The sequence below is a fragment of the Exiguobacterium sp. RIT341 genome, from assembly GCF_000632205.1.
GTDB lineage: Bacteria > Bacillota > Bacilli > Exiguobacteriales > Exiguobacteriaceae > Exiguobacterium_A.
The window spans coordinates 1,666,175-1,688,298 of record NZ_JFYW01000001.1 but is presented as its reverse complement, the minus strand read 5'-3'; the positions used below and the strand labels follow the sequence as shown (position 1 = coordinate 1,688,298).

19 protein-coding genes, 15 tRNA genes and 1 rRNA gene are annotated in these 22,124 nt (G+C 46.3%); 28 read left to right on the top strand and 7 right to left on the bottom strand.

Annotated elements, in window-relative coordinates; translation table 11 throughout:
• The 20 genes from rrf to BW42_RS08710 form a co-directional block, all read left to right on the top strand.
• A 5S ribosomal RNA gene (rrf, locus tag BW42_RS08805) occupies positions 1-108 on the top strand; the annotation flags it as partial.
• Between the two features lie 6 nt (positions 109-114).
• A tRNA-Asn gene (locus tag BW42_RS08800) sits at positions 115-189 on the top strand.
• A gap of 26 nt (positions 190-215) precedes the next feature.
• Positions 216-306 (top strand) — tRNA-Ser (locus BW42_RS08795).
• Between the two features lie 21 nt (positions 307-327).
• Positions 328-402: transfer RNA gene (locus BW42_RS08790), tRNA-Glu, on the top strand.
• Positions 403-412: 10 nt separating this feature from the next.
• Positions 413-486: transfer RNA gene (locus BW42_RS08785), tRNA-Met, on the top strand.
• Between the two features lie 8 nt (positions 487-494).
• Positions 495-568 (top strand) — tRNA-Asp (locus BW42_RS08780).
• Positions 569-577: 9 nt separating this feature from the next.
• A tRNA-Phe gene (locus tag BW42_RS08775) sits at positions 578-653 on the top strand.
• A gap of 31 nt (positions 654-684) precedes the next feature.
• Positions 685-768: transfer RNA gene (locus BW42_RS08770), tRNA-Tyr, on the top strand.
• 4 nt (positions 769-772) lie between these two features.
• Positions 773-843 (top strand) — tRNA-Trp (locus BW42_RS08765).
• 9 nt (positions 844-852) lie between these two features.
• A tRNA-His gene (locus BW42_RS08760) sits at positions 853-925 on the top strand.
• Between the two features lie 10 nt (positions 926-935).
• A tRNA-Gln gene (locus tag BW42_RS08755) sits at positions 936-1,007 on the top strand.
• 8 nt (positions 1,008-1,015) lie between these two features.
• Positions 1,016-1,090: transfer RNA gene (locus tag BW42_RS08750), tRNA-Gly, on the top strand.
• A gap of 6 nt (positions 1,091-1,096) precedes the next feature.
• Positions 1,097-1,170: transfer RNA gene (locus BW42_RS08745), tRNA-Cys, on the top strand.
• Between the two features lie 36 nt (positions 1,171-1,206).
• Positions 1,207-1,287, top strand: a tRNA-Leu gene (locus BW42_RS08740).
• Between the two features lie 4 nt (positions 1,288-1,291).
• Positions 1,292-1,362: transfer RNA gene (locus tag BW42_RS08735), tRNA-Gly, on the top strand.
• 38 nt (positions 1,363-1,400) lie between these two features.
• A tRNA-Gly gene (locus BW42_RS08730) sits at positions 1,401-1,471 on the top strand.
• Positions 1,472-1,558: 87 nt separating this feature from the next.
• Positions 1,559-2,719 (top strand): tRNA epoxyqueuosine(34) reductase QueG, encoded by a 1,161-nt coding sequence (queG, locus tag BW42_RS08725; protein WP_035409457.1) that lies wholly within the window; start codon positions 1,559-1,561, stop codon positions 2,717-2,719.
• Positions 2,694-3,173, top strand: coding sequence for a methylated-DNA--[protein]-cysteine S-methyltransferase (locus BW42_RS16655; RefSeq protein WP_035409455.1), 480 nt, complete (start codon positions 2,694-2,696; stop codon positions 3,171-3,173). The genes queG and BW42_RS16655 overlap by 26 nt, the downstream gene beginning before the upstream one ends.
• A 3-nt stretch (positions 3,174-3,176) precedes the next feature.
• Positions 3,177-3,650 (top strand): tRNA (uridine(34)/cytosine(34)/5-carboxymethylaminomethyluridine(34)-2'-O)-methyltransferase TrmL, encoded by a 474-nt coding sequence (gene trmL, locus BW42_RS08715; RefSeq protein WP_023467320.1) that lies wholly within the window; start codon positions 3,177-3,179, stop codon positions 3,648-3,650.
• A 238-nt stretch (positions 3,651-3,888) separates the two neighbouring features.
• Positions 3,889-4,455, top strand: a complete 567-nt coding sequence (locus BW42_RS08710) for a DUF5366 family protein (protein ID WP_035409453.1) — start codon at positions 3,889-3,891, stop codon at positions 4,453-4,455.
• 1 nt (position 4,456) lies between these two features.
• Here BW42_RS08710 and BW42_RS08705 read toward each other — a convergent pair whose 3' ends face one another.
• The gene (locus BW42_RS08705) at positions 4,457-6,232 is read right to left on the bottom strand and encodes a transglycosylase domain-containing protein (protein ID WP_035409451.1); all 1,776 of its coding nucleotides are present in this window, start codon (positions 6,230-6,232) and stop codon (positions 4,457-4,459) included.
• Positions 6,233-6,438: 206 nt separating this feature from the next.
• Between BW42_RS08705 and BW42_RS08700 the strand changes: the two genes are divergently transcribed.
• From BW42_RS08700 to BW42_RS08685, 4 genes are read left to right on the top strand one after another with little or no spacing between them, the layout of a single operon-like run.
• Positions 6,439-7,599 (top strand): glucose-1-phosphate adenylyltransferase, encoded by a 1,161-nt coding sequence (locus BW42_RS08700; protein ID WP_035409448.1) that lies wholly within the window; start codon positions 6,439-6,441, stop codon positions 7,597-7,599.
• 13 nt (positions 7,600-7,612) lie between these two features.
• Positions 7,613-8,713: a glucose-1-phosphate adenylyltransferase subunit GlgD gene (glgD, locus tag BW42_RS08695; RefSeq protein ID WP_035409446.1), complete on the top strand. Its 1,101-nt coding sequence runs from the start codon at positions 7,613-7,615 to the stop codon at positions 8,711-8,713.
• A 14-nt stretch (positions 8,714-8,727) separates the two neighbouring features.
• Positions 8,728-10,179, top strand: a complete 1,452-nt coding sequence (glgA, locus tag BW42_RS08690; RefSeq protein ID WP_035409444.1) for a glycogen synthase GlgA — start codon at positions 8,728-8,730, stop codon at positions 10,177-10,179.
• Between the two features lie 28 nt (positions 10,180-10,207).
• Positions 10,208-12,631: a glycogen/starch/alpha-glucan phosphorylase gene (locus BW42_RS08685; protein ID WP_035409442.1), complete on the top strand. Its 2,424-nt coding sequence runs from the start codon at positions 10,208-10,210 to the stop codon at positions 12,629-12,631.
• Between the two features lie 41 nt (positions 12,632-12,672).
• Here BW42_RS08685 and BW42_RS08680 read toward each other — a convergent pair whose 3' ends face one another.
• Positions 12,673-13,491, bottom strand: a complete 819-nt coding sequence (locus BW42_RS08680) for a sulfurtransferase (protein ID WP_035409440.1) — start codon at positions 13,489-13,491, stop codon at positions 12,673-12,675.
• Between the two features lie 92 nt (positions 13,492-13,583).
• Between BW42_RS08680 and BW42_RS08675 the strand changes: the two genes are divergently transcribed.
• Both BW42_RS08675 and BW42_RS08670 read left to right on the top strand, forming a co-directional pair.
• The gene (locus BW42_RS08675; RefSeq protein WP_035409437.1) at positions 13,584-15,320 is read left to right on the top strand and encodes a phospho-sugar mutase; all 1,737 of its coding nucleotides are present in this window, start codon (positions 13,584-13,586) and stop codon (positions 15,318-15,320) included.
• Positions 15,321-15,457: 137 nt separating this feature from the next.
• Positions 15,458-16,354 carry an aldo/keto reductase family oxidoreductase gene (locus BW42_RS08670; protein ID WP_035409436.1) on the top strand — a complete coding sequence of 299 codons (897 nt, stop codon included), beginning with the start codon at positions 15,458-15,460 and terminating at the stop codon, positions 16,352-16,354.
• A gap of 174 nt (positions 16,355-16,528) precedes the next feature.
• On the opposite strand, the gene BW42_RS08665 is transcribed toward BW42_RS08670, so the two are convergent.
• From BW42_RS08665 to BW42_RS08645, 5 genes are all read right to left on the bottom strand, one after another.
• Positions 16,529-16,717, bottom strand: a complete 189-nt coding sequence (locus BW42_RS08665; protein WP_035409434.1) for a hypothetical protein — start codon at positions 16,715-16,717, stop codon at positions 16,529-16,531.
• 141 nt (positions 16,718-16,858) lie between these two features.
• Complete coding sequence (locus BW42_RS08660) at positions 16,859-17,509, bottom strand: amino acid ABC transporter permease (protein WP_035409432.1); 651 nt, start codon at positions 17,507-17,509, stop codon at positions 16,859-16,861.
• Complete coding sequence (locus tag BW42_RS08655) at positions 17,506-18,273, bottom strand: transporter substrate-binding domain-containing protein (protein WP_035409429.1); 768 nt, start codon at positions 18,271-18,273, stop codon at positions 17,506-17,508. The genes BW42_RS08660 and BW42_RS08655 overlap by 4 nt, the downstream gene beginning before the upstream one ends.
• A gap of 164 nt (positions 18,274-18,437) precedes the next feature.
• Positions 18,438-19,544 (bottom strand): ABC transporter ATP-binding protein, encoded by a 1,107-nt coding sequence (locus tag BW42_RS08650; RefSeq protein ID WP_035409428.1) that lies wholly within the window; start codon positions 19,542-19,544, stop codon positions 18,438-18,440.
• A gap of 117 nt (positions 19,545-19,661) precedes the next feature.
• The gene (locus BW42_RS08645) at positions 19,662-20,495 is read right to left on the bottom strand and encodes a CdaR family transcriptional regulator (protein WP_035409426.1); all 834 of its coding nucleotides are present in this window, start codon (positions 20,493-20,495) and stop codon (positions 19,662-19,664) included.
• Positions 20,496-20,573: 78 nt separating this feature from the next.
• Here BW42_RS08645 and BW42_RS08640 point away from each other — a divergent pair, with 78 nt between their 5' ends.
• Complete coding sequence (locus BW42_RS08640) at positions 20,574-21,710, top strand: DUF445 family protein (protein ID WP_035409424.1); 1,137 nt, start codon at positions 20,574-20,576, stop codon at positions 21,708-21,710.
• Between the two features lie 20 nt (positions 21,711-21,730).
• Complete coding sequence (locus BW42_RS08635) at positions 21,731-22,105, top strand: YlbF family regulator (RefSeq protein WP_023467337.1); 375 nt, start codon at positions 21,731-21,733, stop codon at positions 22,103-22,105.
• Positions 22,106-22,124: the final 19 nt, after the last annotated feature.

The window sequence follows — 22,124 nt, the reverse complement described above, 5'->3', positions numbered from 1 at the left end:
CGATAGCCAAGTGGTCACACCCGTTCCCATGCCGAACACGGAAGTTAAGCACTTGAACGCCGAAAGTAGTTGGGGGCTTCCCCCTGTGAGGATAGGACGCTGCCAGGCGATCGTTCCGCAATAGCTCAGCGGTAGAGCAACCGGCTGTTAACCGGTAGGTCGTAGGTTCAAATCCTACTTGCGGAGCCATTTATTACTTCTTCACCACGTACAATGGAGAGCTGTCCGAGTGGCCGAAGGAGCACGATTGGAAATCGTGTAGGCGTCAAAAGCGTCTCAAGGGTTCGAATCCCTTGCTCTCCGCCATCATCACTTTCAATTCAGAATGGCCCGTTGGTCAAGCGGTTAAGACACCGCCCTTTCACGGCGGTAACACGGGTTCGAATCCCGTACGGGTCACCATTTATAGCGTCGCGGGGTGGAGCAGTCTGGTAGCTCGTTGGGCTCATAACCCAAAGGTCGTCGGTTCAAATCCGGCCCCCGCAATTACATACGGTCCTGTGGTAGCGGTTAACATGCCTGCCTGTCACGCAGGAGATCGCGGGTTCGAATCCCGTCAGGACCGCCATTTTAAATCGGCTTTGTAGCTCAGTTGGTAGAGCAAAGGACTGAAAATCCTTGTGTCGGCGGTTCGATTCCGTCCAAAGCCACCATCTTTATTAACAACATGATTTTCCCATTTGTGGGGGGGTAGCGAAGTGGCTAAACGCGGCGGACTGTAAATCCGCTCCCTCGGGTTCGGCGGTTCGAATCCGCCCCCCCCCACCACCATAGGGGCATAGTTTAGCGGTAGAACTACGGTCTCCAAAACCGTCAGCGCGGGTTCGATTCCTGCTGCCCCTGTTTACCATGGCGATTGTGGCGAAGTGGTTAACGCACCGGATTGTGATTCCGGCATTCGTGGGTTCAATTCCCATCAGTCGCCCTCTTATTATTGGGCTGTAGCCAAGTGGTAAGGCACTGGATTTTGATTCCAGCACGCGAAGGTTCGATCCCTTCCAGCCCAGCTTTTCAAGCGGAAGTAGTTCAGTGGTAGAATACGACCTTGCCAAGGTCGGGGTCGCGGGTTCGAATCCCGTCTTCCGCTCCAATGAGTGGCGCCATAGCCAAGTGGTAAGGCAGAGGACTGCAACTCCTTTATCGTCAGTTCGATTCTGACTGGCGCCTCCAACTATTTCTCAATTAAATAGTTTTGCAAGAGATTGTGCCGGTGTGGCGGAACTGGTAGACGCGCACGACTCAAAATCGTGTTCCTTTGGAGTGTCGGTTCGATTCCGACCACCGGTATCTTGCGGGTGTAGTTTAATGGTAAAACCTCAGCCTTCCAAGCTGATGACGAGGGTTCGATTCCCTTCACCCGCTTTATACTTTTTACACAATCTGATGTTTCACCTGATCATGCGGGTGTAGTTTAATGGTAAAACCTCAGCCTTCCAAGCTGATGACGAGGGTTCGATTCCCTTCACCCGCTTACCTAAAAAGAGCAATGTGTCGTTTTCGCTGACACCTTGCTCTTTTTGTTTAGGAAGGAATCTTAAGAGGAAAGGAGCGTGTCGTAATGGATGGTGTACAATTGAAATTGGCTTTACAAGAGTACGCAGTTGAGATTGGAATCGATGAGCTGAAGGTGACGACGGCTGACCCTTTTCTTGTCTTAAAACGTCGACTTCAAGCACAACAGGAGAAAGGATTTGCTTCTGGTTTTGAAGAGCCCGATCTCGATCTACGAACGACTCCTTCGTTACTCGTAGAAGATGCGGCTTCGATCATTGCCATTGCGGTCGCGTATCCAAGTACTCTCAAAAATGCACCTCGTGGCAAGGAAGGGGAGCGGCGGGGTATTTTTTGTCGATCGTCCTGGGGACTGGATTACCATCAGGCGTTGCGACAACGTTTGACGTTGCTTGAAGAAAAAATTCAAGAGTTGAGTCCAGGTGCAAGGACGCGCTCGATGGTCGATACAGGAGAACTCGTCGATCGTGCAGTAGCAGAACGAGCAGGTATTGGATTCAGTGGTAAAAATTGCTCGATCATCAGTGAAGAGCACGGATCGTATCTTTATCTTGGTGAATTGATTACTGACCTCGTCTTGCCGCCGGATCAGCCAGTCGAAGAATTATGTGGAACATGCAATAAATGTATCGATGCTTGTCCGACGGATGCGCTAGTTGAACCTGGTGTCATCGACGCTAAACGATGTATCTCGTTTTTAACACAGACGAAAACGTTACTGCCAGAACCGTTTCGGATGGCGCTTGGGAACCGTCTGTATGGGTGTGATACATGTCAGCAAGTATGTCCATATAACCGGAAGAAGAATGCGACACATCATGTTGAACTACAACCGGATCCGGAGCAGGTCAAACCGCTCCTTGTTCCACTCTTATCAATGAGTAACCGTGAGTTCAAGAGTCGTTTCGGAACATTATCCGGAGCATGGCGTGGTAAGAAGCCGATTCAACGTAATGCGATTTGTGCGCTTGTTCATTATCGAGACAAGAGTGCTATTGACGCGCTACGGTTAATGACGGAAACAGATGCCCGCGAAGACATGCGGGCGCTTGCACTCTGGGCAGTCGGTCGGATTGGCGGAATTGATGAGAAGTCGTACATCGAATCCCGTCTTTTAGCGGATACTGCAGTGGATGTTCAGACAGAAGGACAACGGTTAATTGAAGAGTGGGGGGAAGCAGATGCCATTTCAACAGCTCACTTATAAGTTCGGTACATTGCTCGTCGCATGGGAAAAAGAGCAAATCGTGTACCTCGACTTTGGGTTGAATAAAGATCGTGCTCGGACCTATTTAGCAGAAGAGACAGACGAAGGTACATTACCGAAAGCTTGGCGTATGGCGTTTGATCGTTATGCACAAGGAGAGGTACAAGCGCTTGATGCGCTTCCTTGTCAGTTGCGTGTCACACCATTTGCAGAGAAAGTGTTACAAGCTTTGCGAACCGTTCCGTTCGGTCAGACGATCAGTTATGGTGAACTGGCTCGAATGATTGGAAAACCACAGGCAGCACGAGCTGTTGGCGGTGCCTTGAATCGGAATCCGATCGCATTGATTTATCCATGCCACCGTGTCATCGGGGCGACCGGTAAATTGACGGGTTTCGCAAGCGGAATTGCCCATAAAGAAGCGCTTTTAGCGCATGAGATAGGAGAGAATTGAACCATGGCTATTCATGTCGTTATGTATCAACCGGAAATTCCTCAAAATACAGGTAATATTTCGCGAACATGTGCAGCGACGCATTCCGTCCTTCACTTGATCCGACCGCTCGGCTTCTCGACAGACGATAAGCAACTTAAACGTGCAGGTCTTGACTACTGGGAATTTGTCGATGTCCGTTATCATGATTCGTTAGAAGAACTGTGGGAAAAACATCCGGAAGGTATTTTCTACTATATTACGAAATACGGGGAACAGTACCCAAGTCAGATTGACTTATCGGACGTTGAACAGGACTATTTCTTCGTCTTTGGTCGGGAAACAAAAGGATTGCCGCTTGAAGTCATCGATGCAAACGCAGAACGGTGTATCCGTTTACCCCAATCGAATCTCGTTCGTTCACTGAACGTCTCGAACACGGCAGCGATCATCGTCTATGAAGCATTACGTCAGCAAGGATACGCAGGTCTTCTGTAAAGCAAAAGCTCCATCCTGATTCAGGATGGAGCTTTTATGAGTTATTCGTTACCTTCAGGTTTTTTGTTGTAGCCTGCAGTGAAGATTGCTGTCAAAAACGCAAGACTTACGCCGACCATTAAGATAAATGCCATTTTTGTTTCCCCCTTCAGTCTCTTGAACCGATATAATCTATTATAGTATACCTGTAAGTGAAATTGTGTGCTACATATGAATTTTCTATGAATGGAGACTCCACATGCGTACGAACGTTTACCTATTAAGTTATGCCCCACTGATCAGCATCTTGTTATTTAGTACATCCCTTGCGATCGCGACGACGGAACTTGCATTGCATTGGCTCGATCAAGTCGGCGTGTACGATGAACTGCTCCAGCTACTGACGGCACGTGATACGAAGCTCGTCGTTTGGCTTGGTTTTTTGATCGTCTATTTCATGATCTTTAGTTCGCTTAAACTACTATCGGACACGATCAATCAGCTCGGTTTCGCCTTTTTCATCAAAGAACAAGAGGGAACGACACTCGGTATGTTACGTCCGGGCAGTATTCTCCTGCTCGTCGGAGGATGTGTCAGCTTTGCTTTCATGACGTCCTTCTTGCACGTTGGGATCGTATTGCTTGTATCCTTCTTCATCTATTTTATCTTTTACACGGTACAGATTAGTAAAATGACGAGTGCGGCTGGAGCTGTTGGGTTAATCATCTTCTCCTTCTTAGCCTGGGGCGTTCTACTCGCTGGTCTATCATGGGTTGGTCTGACCTTATTCAATTCCTTTGGAGAAGCAATTTTATTTCCGAGTTGACTCAAGGACGTAAAATCGTCGCCCACGTCTGGACCTGTAACGTTGCATTGGCTTCAGCAGGGAAAGGGCGGGGACGGTCAGCTCCTAACCAAATACCCCCGATGTGTTGATTTTTGATACCGACGAACCACATATCCTTATTATCATTCGTTGTTCCTGTTTTTCCTCCGATATAGCGCGCGGAAGGATCGTATCCTTTGCGCCCTGTTCCATACGTCATGACATTCTTTAAACCAGCCCGTAATTCACGGTTCGTCTGACTGGACCAAATCCGTTGTTCCTTTTCCTGCGGTCGTTCGACCGTTCCGTTTCGAAACGTAATACTTTTAATCATCGAAGCCGGTCGATAGAGCCCGTCATTTACGAATACGGTATAGGCATTTGTCAGTTCAAACGGACTAATGCCGTACTGCAAACCGCCCAAAGCGCTCGTGAAGGCATCATCCTTCCGTGTCCACTGACTGAAATGGAACGGACGGATGGACTTCAATCCTTCTTGGAAAGAAACAGCAAAAGCACGGATCGCTGGTGTGTTATAAGAATAAGCGATCGCATCGGCAATCGTCACTTGTCCAAGGATTCGATTTCCGCTATTTGATGGACAGTATCCATCGATACAGACAGGACTACCGTCTAACGTACTCGACAATCGAGCTTTCGTCTTCTCGAGATAAGGACCATAGACAAGTAAAGGTTTGATGGATGAACCAGGTTGTCGGTACGACTGCACTGCTCGGTTGAACTGACCGGTCAAATTTGATTTGTAGCCGACTAAAGCCGTAACCCCGTGTGTTTGTCCATCAATGCCAACATAGGCTCCCTCAATCGGGTCTGGTAGACGACGAAGAGCTTCCTTAGCCCGTCGTTGTTCTGCTGAGTCGAGATATGTCGAGATGATCGCACCTTGTTGATGTAGATATTCCGAAGCATGCTTCTCACTCCATCCGTGCTGTTGAGCGGTCATCCGGATGGCAGCTTGGACGGTTGCATCGATATAGTCCGGATAAGGAACCCGCGGCTTATAGGATCGAGGTGTCACATGAGAAATAGTAAAATCTTTCGTCAGTACACGATCGCGCACTAATGCTTGAGCGATTCGTTGCTGACGTTTTTTTGTATTTTCAGGAAAACGAAGCGGATCGTAGAGTGACGGATTGTTCGGAATCGCTGTCAAAAAGCTGATTTCAGACCAATTCAACTCGCGCGCTGGCTTATTGAAATATGATTTTGCGGCCAGTTCGATCCCGTAAATATTATTCGCGAAATATGCTTGATTGACATACGCTGTCATCAGTTCTTTTTTCGAATATTTTTGCTCCAAAGACACAGCAATTAGCAACTCTTTTATTTTTCTAGTATATGTTTTTTCGTTTGTTAGATATGTCATTCTTGCTAGTTGTTGTGTGATCGTACTGCCACCTTGAGATTTAGAATCAGACTGGTTTTTCGTAAACGCGCGTAAGATTCCTGTGATGTCATATCCGTCATGTTGATAGAAACGCTGATCTTCGATAGCAACAAACGCTTGCTCGACTTTTTTCGGCAATGTTCGAGGCGTTAAGTCATCCCGTCGCAATCCGTCATAGAGCTCGACCCGTTTGTTTTCATAGGTTACGGTGATTGGTTGGTAGGAGGTCAGTGGATGTCGTGTCGTCTGTTCATCGGCCCAGAAAAAAAGTGTGCGTGCTGTTTTTAACTCATCTTTAATTGAAAATAAGGAAAACAGAAGCATCATCGTAAGACCAAGTAAGACGAGATATCCTGTCGTAATTCGCATGAGAACTCCTTTCAAAAAGCCATTTCATTCCTATTATCGGTCTTTTATGGAGAAATCAATAGATTTTTTTTCGATTTTTGTATTTTAATAAACCTATTTTGCAGGAATGTTATATTAAAAAGAGAAAAGATTGGGTATATAGAAGTATCTGTGGATTTTAGAACGCGAGTCATCTGTAAAAAAAGAGCATAAATGGAGGGGACGAAATGGCTAAAAAGAATGTCGTTGCGATGTTACTTGCAGGCGGAGAAGGGAAACGTCTGGGAGCTTTAACGAAACACACTGCGAAACCAGCTGTTGCATTTGGAGGAAAATACCGGATCATTGATTTCCCACTTTCGAACTGTACGAACTCAGGAATCGATACAGTTGGCGTGTTGACGCAATACGAACCATTAGAGTTGAATCGATACCTTGGCATTGGAAGTCCATGGGATTTGGATCGCCGTAATGGCGGATTAACGATTCTTCCACCATACCAAGCACAGAACGGCAAAAACTGGTATGAGGGCACAGCAAATGCTATTTATCGAAATATGAGTTATATCAATCAATTTGACCCTGAATATGTTCTTGTTCTATCAGGCGACCATATTTATAAAATGGATTATGAAAAAATGATCGAGGAGCATCGACTTGGTGGAGCTGACGTGACGATTTCCGTACGTGAAGTACCATGGGACGAGGCACCGCGATTTGGTATCCTCAATACGGACGATGACTTACGAATCAATGAATTCGAAGAAAAACCAAAAAATCCGAAATCAAATCTTGCATCGATGGGGATTTATGTCTTTAACTGGGATATCTTAAAACGCCACTTGATTCAAGATGCCGGCGATGCGGAATCAAGCTTTGACTTCGGTAAAAATATCATCCCGAACATGCTTTTTGAAAATCTCAATATCCGTGCGTATAAATTCAAAGGATACTGGAAAGACGTCGGGACGATTCAATCCCTTTGGGAAGCGAACATGGATCTATTGACGGCAGAGCCTGAATTCGATTTGTATGAACCGTCATGGAAAGTACATTCGGTCAACCCGAATCAGCAACCACAATATATCGGGAACGCTGCAACGGTCGAGACATCGATCATCAACGAAGGATGCCACATCGAAGGAGAAATCAATCATTCGGTTCTCTTCTACGGTGTCGATGTAGCAGAAGGATCACTCGTCAAAGACTCGGTCATCTTCCCGAACGTCAAAATCGGACGAGACGTCACGATTCACCGGGCGATTTTAGCAGATGGTGTCATCGTTGAAGATGGTGCGACGATTGGATCTCCGGACGGAGAAGTCTTCGTCATTGAAGCAGACAGCATCGTTAAAAAGAACGAAGTCATCAAAGAAGCAATTCAATAAGGGGGATATTCGAATGAAGGTCGATTTATTAGGCGTCATCAATCTAAGTGGTGAAGAAGGATTTTTCAAAGAACTAACAGAGCATCGTAACTTGGCAGCTGTGCCATTTGCGGGTCGTTATCGATTGATCGATTTTACATTAACGAACATGGTACAAAACGATATCGCGAACATCGGGATTTTTACGCTCGAGAAATATCGTGGCATGATGGACCATCTTGGATCTGGTAAAGAGTGGGATCTTGACCGTTCAAACGGTGGACTCTATATCTTCCCACCTGCATTGTCACAAGATGCGAACGAGTTCCGTGGGGATCTATCGAACTTCCACCTTCACCGTGATTTTTTCCTTCGCAGTAAGGAAAACTATGTCGTCGTCTCTGGTTCGAACATCTTATCAGCCGTAGATTATCGTGATGTCTTGCGCGAACATAAAGAATCGAATGCGGATATCACAGTCGTTTATACGAAGCGTGAACTGCCTTGCAAATACTGCCGTCCAATTCGCTTTGGCGAGCAGAACCGCGTGACTGCAATCGGATCACGAGGGTTCCAGCCGACTGATGAGACGTTCTACATGGAAACGGTCGTTCTATCGAAGAACCTATTCGTTCGTTTGATTGATGAGGCGATTGCGCGTGGTGAGTACGATTTACTACAAAGCATCATCCGTTCGCAGCTAAATCGCTTGCATGTACATGGTTATGAATATCGTGGTACATCACAAGTCATCCATTCACTTCGTTCATACTACCGTGAGAGCATGCTATTGCTTGAACAGTGGGGAGCAATCAACGACTTCCAGCATGTCTACACGAAAATCAAGCATGAACCGCCGACACGTTATTTGCCAGGTTCAGCGATTAAGAACTCACTCGTCGCAAACGGCTGTAAGTTAGAAGGCACGACGACGGATAGCATCCTGTTCCGTGGTGTTAAAGTCGGAAAGCATGCGCGCGTCAAAAACTCGATCATCATGCAAAAATCGGTCATTGAAGAAGGCGCGGTCGTTGAGTACGCGATTCTCGACAAAGAAGTGACCGTCAAACGCGGTCAAGTCATTCGCGGTACGGCAGAAGAACCAATCGTCATCAAAAAACAAACAATCGTTTAAAGGAGATGTCATTCATGAAGGTATGGTTTGCTGCCACGGAAGCGACACCCTTCATCAAGACAGGGGGGCTAGCTGACGTCGTCGGCTCGCTCCCTTTAGCGCTTGCTGAGGAAGGGGCAGACGTTTCGGTCGTCTTACCCAATTATGGTCAAATCAAGGAACAATACAAATCAGAGATGGAGTTTTTATTCGACTTCATCGTACCAGTTGGCTGGCGACAGCAATTTGGTGCTGTCCTCCGATTAAAACAAGATGGTGTAACGTTCTATTTCATCGATAATGAGTACTATTTCAAACGCGATGGTGTCATTTATGGACATTACGATGATGCGGAACGATTTGCGTATTTTTCACGTGCCGTTCTTGAGATGATTCAACATCTCGATCGGAAAGAAGTACCGGACGTCATCCATTGTCACGATTGGCAAACAGGTGTGATTCCGGCGTTCCTACGAATCCATTATCAGCACCTAGAGCGCTATCAAGATATTAAAACGGTCTTTACGATTCACAATCTACAATATCAAGGTGTTTTCCCGGAGGAAGTACTCGGTGATTTACTTGGATTGAGTCATGAACACTTCACAGCCGATGGTATTGCTCATAACGGTCTCGTCAATTACATGAAGGCAGGACTCGTCCATTCCAATCAAATCACGACAGTCAGTCCATCATATCGTGATGAGATCATGGATCCGTATTACGGTGAGACGCTTGAACCCGTCTTACAACATCGCGCTGTCGACGTACGCGGAATCTTGAATGGAATCGACTATCGTCAATTTGATCCTGCACATGATCCGCATCTCGTTGAGACGTATTCGGTCGATACCGTCACGGAAGGAAAAGCGAAGAACAAAGCTGCCTTACAAGAAGAACTAGGTCTCCCCATCAATCCGGATGTACCATTGTTTGGTTTCGTTTCTCGTCTCGTCGACCAAAAGGGGATTGATTTGCTCGCGCATATCTTGCCAGATTTGTTTGAACTCGATGCGCAGTTCATCATCCTTGGATCAGGTGAAGCGGAATATGAAGGGTTGTTCCATCATGCGACATCGATTCGTCCAGACAAAATCGCTTCTTACATCGGGTTCGATGTTGGTCTCGCGCAACGAATCTATGCGGGCAGTGACGCCTTCTTGATGCCTTCGCGTTTTGAACCATGTGGTCTCAGTCAGTTGATTTCGATGAAGTACGGCTGTTTACCAGTCGTCCGGGAAACAGGTGGTCTTCGTGATACGGTCAAGCCATTCAATCAGTTTACGTTAGAAGGAAATGGATTCTCGTTCGCGAATTATAATGCACATGAGTTTTTAGAAGCGATTAAACGTACCATTGAGGTCTATCATGATCGCCCGGTCTTTGAGCACTTGATTGAGACGGCGATGAATGAGGATTTCAGTTGGTTGCGTTCAGCCGACGAATACTTGGCGTTATATCGTTTGATTGCACCGTCCGCCACTTGATCGTATCACTGGGAAAAGGAGTTACGTCATGTTCAAAGATATAGAGAAGTTCAAGGAGAGGTTTACGGAACGATTCGTTTCGATGCATGGCAAGGCAATAACGGAAGCAACAGAAAACGATATCTATCAGACACTTGCTTATCTGGTACGTGAGACGGTCACGACCGATTGGTTACGGACAAAGGAAACATATACCCATAAAAAAAGTAAGCAAGTCTATTACTTTTCACTCGAGTTTTTGCTCGGACGTTTCTTGCATAATAACCTATTAAGCCTTGACGTCTTAAAGGATGTGGAACGGGGACTGGAAGAACTCGGATATCAGCTCAGTGACCTGACAGAAGAAGAGCCGGAACCAGGACTCGGAAACGGAGGTCTCGGTCGTCTCGCAGCCTGTTTTCTTGATTCCTTGGCTGCGCTTGGTCTACCGGGACATGGGAACGGTATCCGATACCAATATGGTCTGTTTAAGCAAAAAATCATCGATGGCTATCAAGTCGAGCTACCGGATAACTGGCTGAAGAACGGAAACATGTGGGAAATTAGACGTTCTGATAAAGCGGTCGATGTTTCATTCGGTGGACATGTGTGGCTCGAAGAAGTCGGTGATGGGTATCGCGTCCATCATGAACCGACTGAAATCGTCCGTGCTGTTCCGTACGATATGCCGATCGTTGGCTATCAAAACAAGGTTGTCAATAACCTGCGACTCTGGAGTGCTGAGTCTCCACTTGATGATGATGAATTACTTAGTCAATACCGTGGGAACTATAAAGATTTACTGGCACATAAACAATCGATTCAGACGATTTCAGAGTTCTTGTATCCGGATGATACGACGTACGAAGGAAAAGAACTCCGTCTGAAGCAACAATATTTCTTCGTCTCTGCAGGATTACGGAGTATCTTGACGTCCTTTAAAAAACGAAACCATTCATTGAAGCAACTCGGGAATCATATTGCCATTCATATCAATGATACGCATCCGGTCGTCGCGATTCCGGAATTGATGCGGATTCTTGTTGATGAAGAAAGGTTTGGATGGGAAGAAGCGTGGCGGATCACGAAGAGTGTCATGTCGTTTACGAACCACACGTTATTATCAGAAGCACTCGAACGTTGGCCGGTTGATTTGTTCCGTCGCTTGTTGCCACGCATCTATCTCATCATCGAGGAAATCAACCGACGCTTCTGTAAAGATGTGCTGGCGAACTATCCACACATGGAAGCACATATGCGAGATATCGCCATCATCGCGGACGATCGGATCAACATGGCGAATCTGGCTGTCGTCGGCACGCATTCAACGAACGGTGTCGCTCAGATTCATACTGAGATTCTGAAGCAGCGCGAGATGCGACTATTCTATGAGATGTTTCCGCTTCGATTTAATAATAAGACGAACGGGATTACACATCGTCGCTGGCTTCTCTCATCGAACCCAGCACTGGCAAACCGTGTGACAGAAGCGATCGGGGATGGTTGGATTCAGCATCCGTCCGATTTGCAAAAATTGACGAAATGGGCAGAGGATTCAGCACTGCAGAAGGACATCGCCGAGATCAAGCTTCAACGTAAGGAAGAATTAGCGTTGCTCATTGAAAAGGAAACAGGTATCGTCGTTGATCCAACCTCGATTTTTGATGTTCAAGTCAAGCGATTGCATGCGTACAAACGTCAACTCTTAAATGCGTTACACATTCATTCGCTCTATTATCGTCTGAAGGAAGACCGTTCCTTTACGATGACACCGCGGACATTCATCTTTGGTGCAAAGGCAGCGCCAGGCTATCATTATGCAAAAGAAGTCATTCGTTATATCAATGCGTTAGCTCGCTTAATTAATCAGGATCCAGAGGTCAGCCCATACTTGAAAGTCGTCTTCCTAGAAAACTATCGTGTATCGCTTGCTGAAAAGATTTTCCCGGCAAGTGATGTCAGTGAGCAGATTTCGACTGCCAGCTATGAAGCCTCTGGAACCGGCAATATGAAGTTCATGATGAATGGCGCCTTGACGATTGGAACGCTCGACGGAGCGAACATCGAAATTCGAGATGAAGTTGGGGATGCGAACATCTTCATCTTCGGCTTAACGCCGCAGGAAGTCATGAATTATAAGCAATACGGCGGTTATAGTGCGTATGATCAATACAGTGCCCAACCCGAGTTGCGACGAATCATCGACAGTCTCGTCGACGGGACATTATTTGCTCCGGGTGAATTCCAAGCAATTTACGATTCATTATTGACGTATAATGATGAGTATCTGATCCTGAAAGACTTCATGTCGTATCAACAAGCGCAGGAACGTATCGATCGGATGTATCAGCAACCGGAAGAATGGTATAAACGTGTCATTCTTAATATTGCTCGGTCAGGTGTGTTCTCAAGTGATCGAACGATTAAAGAGTATGCGAATGCGATCTGGAACATCAAACCAATTCAACTCTAAACAAAAAGACACTGACAGATAATTCTGTCAGCGTCTGATGTTTACGAACGGGAGACGTCTTCACCGCGGCTGACCCAATCACTATAAGAGCCGGCGTAAAGCCGGACATCGGTTTTCCCGAGTGAGTGGAGAGCGATGACATTGACGCACGCTGTCACACCGCTTCCACAGTAGAGGATAGGTGCCGTGACCGGCAGGATGTCGGCGTATAGTTCTTTCAGATCTTCCGCATCTCGTAAACGACCATCTGGTGAGAGTGCTTGTTCAAAGTAACAATTTACGGCACCCGGAATGTGTCCGGCGACATGATCGAGTGGTTCGATTTCTCCGCGATACCGATCGGGCGCACGGGAATCGATGACCATCGTTTCTGTCAGCTGATCCTTTAGCTCTTCGAACGAGACGAGCATCTCGTCTTGGAAACGCGGCGTGTACTGAGAGGGTTCATAAGTAAAAGTCTCGTCTGTAACCGGAAGATCGAACGCTAGGTAAGAGGAGAATCCGCCCTCGAGAACGACGACACGCTCATGTCCGATCCATTTAAATAACCACCACGCACGAGCGGCATACGGAAAACCATCATCATACAAAACGACGAAGTCTTCCGGGGTCACACCATGCTGTTCCAGTGTGTGTTGCCACGCTTCTTTTGAAGGAAGCGGATGCCGACCGCCGACCTCATCGATTGGACCAGAAAGGTCAGTCGTTAAATCCAGGTGCTGTGCACCTTCGACGTGTTGTTCCAAGAAAGCATTTCGTCCATATTCAGGTTGTTGTAAGTCATAGCGGCAGTCAAACCAGCGAATCTGATCCGTACGGACGAGCTGTTGAAGGTCTGCCATTTGAATCGTAGGAAACATGCCTCATCACCTTACCCTTTCTAGTGTTAATCATATGAAAGGTATCGCATCATCGCAAGTCTTACCCTCATTCAAAAAGGAGTCGATTTACTATGTCATGGAAAGAAACCTATCGAAAATGGGATCAGTTCGCTGATCTTGACAGTACATTAAAAGAAGAACTCGTCACGCTAGCAGCGGATGAAAAAGCAGCTGAAGAAGCATTCTATAAAGAACTCGAGTTTGGAACAGGTGGTATGCGCGGGGAGATCGGTGTCGGAACGAACCGGATGAATGTGTATACGGTTCGAAAAGCATCACAAGGGTTCGCAGCATTCATTAAGGCATCAGGAGAAGAAGCGGCAGCAAAAGGAATCGTCATCGCACACGATTCACGGCATTTCTCACCAGAATTTGCGCTGGAGGCGGCGCGGACGCTCGCAAGTAACGGCATCAAAGCGTATCTGTTCGACGGTCTACGTCCGACACCAGAACTTTCGTTTGCGGTTCGGTCTTTACAAGCAGCGGGCGGGATCGTCATCACGGCGAGTCACAACCCACCAGAATACAACGGATATAAAGTGTACGGAGACGACGGTGGACAACTTCCACCAAAAGAAGCGGATGAACTCGTATCGTACGTCAGTCAAATCGAAGACGAGCTGTCGATTGAACTTGAGCAAGAAGAAGTCCTTCGTGCGAACGGTTTAATCGTCCGTGTCGGCGAAGAACTTGACGAAGCGTATCAAGAAAAATTACAGACGATTCGTGTCTTACCTTCAATCCAATCGGAATTAGCCGATCCACTAAAAATCGTTTTCACTCCACTTCACGGAACAGGTCTTGTACCGGTAACAGAAGGCTTGAAACGTTACGGTTTCGAACACGTGACAGTCGTCAAGGAGCAAGCAGAGCCAGACGGTGCATTCCCGACCGTGACGTCACCGAACCCGGAAGAACATGCTGCCTTTAAGCTGGCGATCGAATACGGAGACCGTACAGATGCCGACATCTTGATTGCGACAGATCCCGATGCTGACCGCGTCGGAGTAGCAACACGTGATGCAGACGGAGAATGGACAGTCTTGACAGGGAATCAGACGGGGGCATTGTTGCTTGACTACATCCTTTCACAAAAAGCGGCGCAGGGGACACTACCAGAGAACGGATTTGTCGCGAAGACAATCGTTACTTCAGAACTAGGTGCGTTGATTGCACGTCATTATGATCTCCATGTCGAGAACACGTTGACAGGCTTTAAGTTCATCGGGGAAAAAATCAAACAATACAATGCATCGGGTCAATATGAGTATCTCTTCGGCTATGAAGAGAGCTATGGATATCTCATCGGGGACTTCTGCCGCGACAAGGATGCCGTCCAAGCGTGCTTGTTAGCTGCTGAGATGGCTGCGTATCACAAAAAAGAAGGACGGACGCTCTATGAAGCATTACAGTCGATTTACGAGCAGTTCGGGTACTTTGAAGAGTCACTCCGCTCTCTGACGCTCAAAGGGAAGGATGGCGTGGCACAGATCGGTCGTATCATGGATACGTTCCGTGAGAATCCACCAAAACAAGTGGCTGGAGAACAGGTCGTCTTGTTCGAGGATTATGATGCGAGCATCGCTCACGATCTGAAGACACATCAACCCTCACCGATCAATCTGCCAAAATCCAATGTCTTGAAGTTCACGCTCAGTGATGGATCGTGGTTCTGCCTTCGTCCATCGGGCACGGAACCAAAAATTAAGTTCTATTTCAGCGTCACGTCACCAGATGCTGCTGAGACGACACGAAAACGTCAGCAAATCGAAGATGAAGTCATGCAGGAAGTCGAGCAAATTCAATAAGTCCTAAACAGGATTCCGTCGATGACGGAATCCTGTTTTTTGTCTTAGAGCATTGAAAATTGAAATTCGTGCAACCGTTACCATTTTGAGGTACAGTAAACGAGATAGAGTTCATACGATAGAGGAGTGGAAGAAACATGGAACGGATTCAGCTAACAGAAGATTTATCATTCTCACGGATCATTCATGGTCTGTGGCGATTGAATGAATGGGAAATGACGAAGGAAGAGCGTCTTGAATTGATTGAAGCATGCCTTGCTTTAGGAATTACGACGTTTGATCACGCAGATATCTATGGCGATTATACGAATGAACGCTTATTCGGGGAAGCTCTTGCCTTAAAACCGGAATTACGTGACCGGATGGAGATCGTCACGAAGACGGGCATCAAAATGAAAGGGAATCATTTCTCGGATCAGTCATTATCGTTCTATGATACGACGAAAGAGCATATTATCAAACAGGTCAATCGTTCCCTGCAAGAACTCGGTGTCGAGTACGTCGATACGTTGTTGATTCACCGTCCAGATCCATTGATGGATCCGAACGAGATTGCAGAAGCGTTCGTTGAGCTGAAGGACGCGGGTAAGGTACGGACATTCGGTCTATCGAACCATACACCTGCACAACAGAGTCTTATACAATCACGCTTACCGTTCATGCTCGTGACGAACCAACTCGAGTTATCGGTTTCGGAACTGAAACATTTCGAGGATGGATCCGTCGATCTGTGTCATGAAAATGAGATGCCATTGATGGCATGGAGTCCGCTTGCGGGCGGTCGTCTCTTTAAGGACGAGCGATACGCACCGTTACGTGAAAAATTAGCTGAGATCGCTGAAAAGATCGGGGCAAAAGAAATCGACGAAGTCGCATATGCATGGTTACTTAAACATCCAGCACGTATCATGCCGATCGTTGGTTCTGGTAAGATTGAACGCATCGAATCTGCTGTTCGTTCGACGAAGCTGTCGTTGACGCGCGAGCAATGGTTTGAGATTTTGAAGGCATCACGAGGTCGTGATGTCGATTAATCTAGACTGTGAGACAGAAATAAACGCATAAAGTATTTTCTGTTTAAGAAATGAAGCGAGAGGATCGACCAGTACACGATCTGGAAACGATCCTCTCTTTCGTTTATGAATAGAGTAACAGTAAACAAAAAAAGTCCCATCTCAAGGGGGAGGAGAGATGGGAGATCTATGAGGTTAAGCTTCTAAGCGAAGCATCTCCTGACGATATTTATCTAAACGATCTTTACTTGCTGACATGCCAGCTTGGTCATTGGCTTGAATCGCATCGAAGAGCGTACTGAGCTCATAATCGATTTCGAGACGTAGCACTGGAATTCGCTGCTCTGCATCTTGTCTACGGAAAGCTTCAATTACTTGTTTCATCTCGGCCACGCTCCTTTGTAATTTGTCAGATAATTCTGATTTTTATTAGTATACTTGATTATTCCCGGATTGACTAGTGCTAAACCTCAAAAAATCTAAAAAAACACACTTGAAATCCTAACGGTTCCAAGTGTGAAAAATTCATTCTGGAATGCTGAAACGTGCTTCTAAACGATGTTGGACGCTTTGAATAAGTGTTGACATGATCCAGTAAATCGCAGCGGAGAACAAAAGTAGCGGCATGACGAGGTATGTCGTCGCTGAAATCTGGTCAGAGACGTACGTTAATTCCTCGACAGCAACGATCGTACCGAGTGATGTCGACTTGATGATATCGATGACAGAGTTCGAAAGCGGTGGAATCGCCCGAGATAGTGCTTGCGGCAAGATAACGTCCTTGAATGTCTTGCGACGCGGAATTCCAAGTGAGTCAGCAGCTTCCCATTGTCCACGATCGACAGAGGAGATGGCAGCGCGGAACGATTCCGAAATATATGCGGAAAAGTGAAGCGACAAACCGAAGGCAAGTGCTTGGAATCCAGTCAATTGAAGCGTGACGAGACCATTATAAAGAATCAAGATTTGCAACAAGAGTGGCGTTCCGCGGAAGAACGAGACGTATAAACGTGCAAAACCGCTGAAAACGGCAACGCGGCTATCACGCATGACGGCAAGAATCAACCCGAGAATAAGCGCAAAGACGATGGCGAGACCACTTGCTAGAAGGGTCGTGCCAATCGCCTTTGCGTAGACGTCCGAGTTATCCCGAACGATCGTCAGTAATTCACTCACTTACTGATATCCTCGTTGAAGTACTTCTTACCGATTTTTGCAAGAGTGCCGTCTTCTTGCATCTCAGCGAGTGCTTTGTTGAAGTCTTTTGTATACTTGCTATTTTTCGCCATCATGAAGCCTGATTCGTTCTTGTCAAATGTCTTATCAACAGCTTTAACTTTATAATTAGTTTTTTTCAACTGCGTCAAAACGAAGAGGCGATCGTTCAGTGCTGCATCAACGCGACCTGCTTCAAGATCTTTCAGGACTTGGTTCGCACCTTTATAGTATTTTACTTTAGCGCCTGCTTTTTCAGCCGTTTTCGCATAAAGTGAACCTTGTGTCGAACCGACTGTCTTTCCTTTTAAGTCGTCGAGTGTTTTGATGTCGTTCGTTTTATTGTTGACGATGATCGTTGAACCAGAGACCGTATACGCATCAGAAAAAGCATACTTCTTTTTTCTATCCTTGTTTATGCCCATTTGGTTCGCGATGACATCGATTCGTTTTGAATCAAGTGCCGGGATGAGTCCTTTAAAGTCCATCGCTTTGTAATCGACTTTATAGCCGGCACGTTTTGCGACTTCGTTCATGACGTCTACGTCATAACCTGTCAATTTTCCTTTTTCTTTATAAGTGAAAGGTGGGTATGTTGCTTCCGTTCCGACTGTAATGACTTTTGACTCTTTACCAGAACCTGCGTTGTCGTTCGAAGCGCCGCATGCTGCAAGCACCCCCGCTGTCGATAATGCTGCTACAGCTAATTTCAAACCGTGTTTCATAGCGCTCTCTCCTTTTATAAATGAATGATTTCAATTCCTAGTTTTCGAATAGGATTAATTTTAAGCTACAAGCAGTATCATACAAAGTTACAGGAACGTCTGTCAATAAAAAAGACTGCCCTTAAATGGACAGTCTGAAACATCATAACTGATCGATGATGTGATTAACGAATCGTTGCTTCTGTTGAAGCATCGAAGAAGTGTGCTTTTGTCATATCGAAGAAGAGATCAAGCTGTGATCCCATCTCGACATGTGAACGTGAATCGACACGTGCCGTGAATGCTTGTTGTCCGACTTTTGAGTAGAGATAAGACTCTGCACCCATCAATTCAGAAACTTCGATATGCGCTGGGAAACGATGTGCTGTTTTAGTGTCTTGGTAGATCAATTCCGCATGGATGTCTTCTGGACGAATTCCGAGGACGAGATCTTTATTCGTGTAACCGCGGTCGCGGAGAACTTTCATTTTTCCTTCTGGTACTTCGAATTTCTCTTCTGTTCCTGAAACATGGAAGAGACCGTCTTCTGCCAGTTTACCTGTCAAGAAGTTCATCGATGGTGAACCGATGAATCCAGCAACGAACATGTTATCCGGGTGATCATAGACTTCCTTCGGCGTACCGACTTGTTGAATGATTCCGGCTTTCATGATGACGATCCGTGTCGCAAGCGTCATCGCTTCCGTCTGATCGTGCGTGACGTAAATCGTCGTCGTCTCAAGACGTTTGTGTAACTGAATGATCTCCTTACGCATTTGTACACGTAATTTAGCGTCCAAGTTCGAGAGCGGCTCATCCATTAAGAAGACTTTAGCATCACGAACGATGGCGCGACCAATCGCGACCCGTTGACGCTGACCACCAGAGAGTGCTTTTGGCTTCCGCTCGAGATATTCTTCAAGACCAAGGATACGAGCTGCGTTATCAACGCGTTGCTTGATTTCATCTTTCGGGAACTTCCGAAGCTTTAATCCGAACGCCATGTTATCGAAGACGTTCATGTGTGGATACAAAGCGTAGTTTTGGAAGACCATCGCGATATCGCGATCTTTTGGCGCTACATCATTCATGCGTTTACCATCGATGATAAAGTCTCCACCTGAAATTTCTTCAAGTCCAGCGATCATCCGGAGTGTCGTCGATTTCCCACAACCAGATGGTCCAACGAAGACGATGAATTCCTTATCTTTAATATGCAGATTGAAATCATCAACCGCTTTTGCATCACCTGAGTAGATTTTATCGATATGTTCAAGACGAATTTCAGCCATGTTGTAGTTCCCCCTAGTAAATGATGAAATAATAACGCTTACAAGAAATAGTATAAAAGAAGTCAGGTAGTCTGCCTATGGACAACCTGACTAAATGCAAACGTTTTCAATTAGGCATCATGCTACAAGTAGCAAGGTATAAAGGAAAGTAGCTCCTTCAAACGACCGGACATCGATTTCCGTCTGTTCCGTCAACCGGTCAAGTCGATACTGGAGACTGTTCCGATGTAAGAATAGATGTTTTGCTGTCAAAGAGACATTCAAGTTAGCTCGGCAAAAAGCGAGGATCGTCTCACGAGACTCTGGCTCGAGGGACAGGATGAACTGATCGACGAGTGTTGCCCGATATCGGTCATCTAGACTTGCAAGACGAGTCATGGCAGGTAAAAAACGTTCGATTTGCATGGAAGGGACGGAGGTGAGCGCTGCTTGTTCGAGTTGGAATTGAACGGCAATGTCGCCGGTAGCACGCTGTTGACCAAGCAACACCTTACCATCGAGCACAAAATCAGATTGTAGTGCTAAAAATAAATCGTGTAGTTCTGCCTCAATAACGAATTCTTCTCGTTCGATGATCGTAAAACGATGAGTACTGAAAGGAATGAGCGTACTGGTCTGCGAAAAGAAAGAGGAGAGCAGTTGTTGGATTTCCTCACTCATACGTTCATCAGTTGGATTAAATAAAAAGTGGACAAGTCGAAATGGTCGATCTTCCACAGCATGAGCAGATTGGAGACGTTCTCGCCATAGATCGATATCTGACCGCGACGTCGTGATGATGCGCTCGGCAAATACATCAAGCAGTTGTTGTTCACGGTCGGAGATGGCAGTCGTCTTGATCCCAAAACAAAGCCCATCTGTAAGACGATATACGCTATACTGTTCCTGGCAATACAGATTCGGATCGGTCGTAAGCTGGTCATTGAATACAGTCATCAGTTGTCGTAACACACGGCATCACTCCTAAATCGTACATAACTAACTATCTCGACTTTACCATAAGTCGAAAATCGGAAGGAATGATAACTTATGTCAGATACTTTGTTACTCGTGTTGAAGCTTGTTGGAATCGTCATCATCGGTGCCCTCATCGGAGCGATCACGAACCATTTGGCGATCCGAATGTTGTTTCGACCACTTGAACCGAAATACATTGGAAAATTTCGCGTACCATTCACGCCTGGTCTGATTCCAAAACGACGGAATGAACTGGCAGCAAATCTCGGACGGACGGTCGTCAAGCATCTCTTGACGCCAGAAGGGATTGGGAAACGTCTCGCATCACCAGCTGTTCGTGGAGCCGTCACGCGTCTCGTCGAACAAGAAGTCATGAAATGGACACGCTCGGAAGAGACGACGGAAGCGTGGATTAGTCGATTCATCGACGAACCAAAACAACGGATCCAAGGGAAGATCAGTTATCAATTGGAGCAGGAGTTTTCGCGTCTGATGAATAAATGGCGGGAGCAATCTGTGCGAAACTTGATCGGAGCAAGCGGAGAACAAAAAATCGAAGAAGTCATGCCAAGACTCGTCACATCTGTATTGCACCAAGCAGAGGTATATTTTGATGGACCTGAAGGACGTCTACAACTCGAGGAAACCGTTGCTCGTTTCATCCAACAGCGACTGGGTGGCGGGATGTTCGGGATGTTGCTCGCAAATGTCAACATCGTCGATATGATTCAGCCGGAGCTGAAACGGGTACTTCAATCAGAGTCGACGTCTCAGTTCATTCTTGCCTTATTACGTCAGGAATGGCAAAAGGGACTGGATTGCCCGCTTTCATCCTATATGACGGAAGAGACGGAGTCGCGGATTCGACAGACTGTCAAAGAACAGATCATGGCACGTTTACCGATTGAATCGATGCTTGCTACACCGTTACGCGTCTGGTTGAATCCACTCGAGTCACAACTACTCGAGCAACATGTACCTGTCGTCATCGATCACCTATTCGAACGGACGACGAATCAAATCGGACAGATCCTACAGACGCTCGACCTCGAAACGATCGTTCGAGAAGAAGTCGATTTGCTTGATACTGCGTATCTCGAGGAAATCGTCTTATCGATTTCCAAGCGGGAATTCCGTGCTATCACTTGGCTTGGAGGGTTGTTAGGTGGTTTAATTGGATTGATACAGGCGGGACTTTATCTCGTCTAAACAAATTGGAGGTTTTACTCATGGCAGAAACAAATTTATACGATCACGCGTACACGCTGGAGCGTGCATTACGCGAAACTTCGGAGTACACGACATTAAAAGATTTGTATACGCAAGTTAACGCAGATCCGGAATCAAACGAATTGTTCGCGTCGTTCCGTAACATCCAACTCGAATTACAACAAAAACAGATGCAAGGTGAAGAAATTACACCAGACGATATGGCGTCTGCCCAAACAAAGATGCTTGAAGTACAAAACAATCCATTGATCAGTCAGCTGATGCAAGAAGAGCAACGGATGCACACGATGTTGACGGAAGTCACACAAATCATCATGAAGCCGTTAGAAGAGCTCTATGCGCCAATGATGGAGCAACAAGACGACGTGCAATAAGTAAACAAAAGGAAGACGT

Bases quoted from the DNA above. Each gene is read 5' to 3' on its own strand.
- queG (WP_035409457.1), top strand. From the start codon at position 1,559: ATGGATGGTGTACAATTGAAATTGGCTTTACAAGAGTACGCAGTTGAG.
- BW42_RS16655 (WP_035409455.1), top strand. From the start codon at position 2,694: ATGCCATTTCAACAGCTCACTTATAAGTTCGGTACATTGCTCGTCGCA.
- trmL (WP_023467320.1), top strand. From the start codon at position 3,177: ATGGCTATTCATGTCGTTATGTATCAACCGGAAATTCCTCAAAATACA.
- BW42_RS08710 (WP_035409453.1), top strand. From the start codon at position 3,889: ATGCGTACGAACGTTTACCTATTAAGTTATGCCCCACTGATCAGCATC.
- BW42_RS08705 (WP_035409451.1), bottom strand. From the start codon at position 6,232: ATGCGAATTACGACAGGATATCTCGTCTTACTTGGTCTTACGATGATG.
- BW42_RS08700 (WP_035409448.1), top strand. From the start codon at position 6,439: ATGGCTAAAAAGAATGTCGTTGCGATGTTACTTGCAGGCGGAGAAGGG.
- glgD (WP_035409446.1), top strand. From the start codon at position 7,613: ATGAAGGTCGATTTATTAGGCGTCATCAATCTAAGTGGTGAAGAAGGA.
- glgA (WP_035409444.1), top strand. From the start codon at position 8,728: ATGAAGGTATGGTTTGCTGCCACGGAAGCGACACCCTTCATCAAGACA.
- BW42_RS08685 (WP_035409442.1), top strand. From the start codon at position 10,208: ATGTTCAAAGATATAGAGAAGTTCAAGGAGAGGTTTACGGAACGATTC.
- BW42_RS08680 (WP_035409440.1), bottom strand. From the start codon at position 13,491: ATGTTTCCTACGATTCAAATGGCAGACCTTCAACAGCTCGTCCGTACG.
- BW42_RS08675 (WP_035409437.1), top strand. From the start codon at position 13,584: ATGTCATGGAAAGAAACCTATCGAAAATGGGATCAGTTCGCTGATCTT.
- BW42_RS08670 (WP_035409436.1), top strand. From the start codon at position 15,458: ATGGAACGGATTCAGCTAACAGAAGATTTATCATTCTCACGGATCATT.
- BW42_RS08665 (WP_035409434.1), bottom strand. From the start codon at position 16,717: ATGAAACAAGTAATTGAAGCTTTCCGTAGACAAGATGCAGAGCAGCGA.
- BW42_RS08655 (WP_035409429.1), bottom strand. From the start codon at position 18,273: ATGAAACACGGTTTGAAATTAGCTGTAGCAGCATTATCGACAGCGGGG.
- BW42_RS08650 (WP_035409428.1), bottom strand. From the start codon at position 19,544: ATGGCTGAAATTCGTCTTGAACATATCGATAAAATCTACTCAGGTGAT.
- BW42_RS08640 (WP_035409424.1), top strand. From the start codon at position 20,574: ATGTCAGATACTTTGTTACTCGTGTTGAAGCTTGTTGGAATCGTCATC.
- BW42_RS08635 (WP_023467337.1), top strand. From the start codon at position 21,731: ATGGCAGAAACAAATTTATACGATCACGCGTACACGCTGGAGCGTGCA.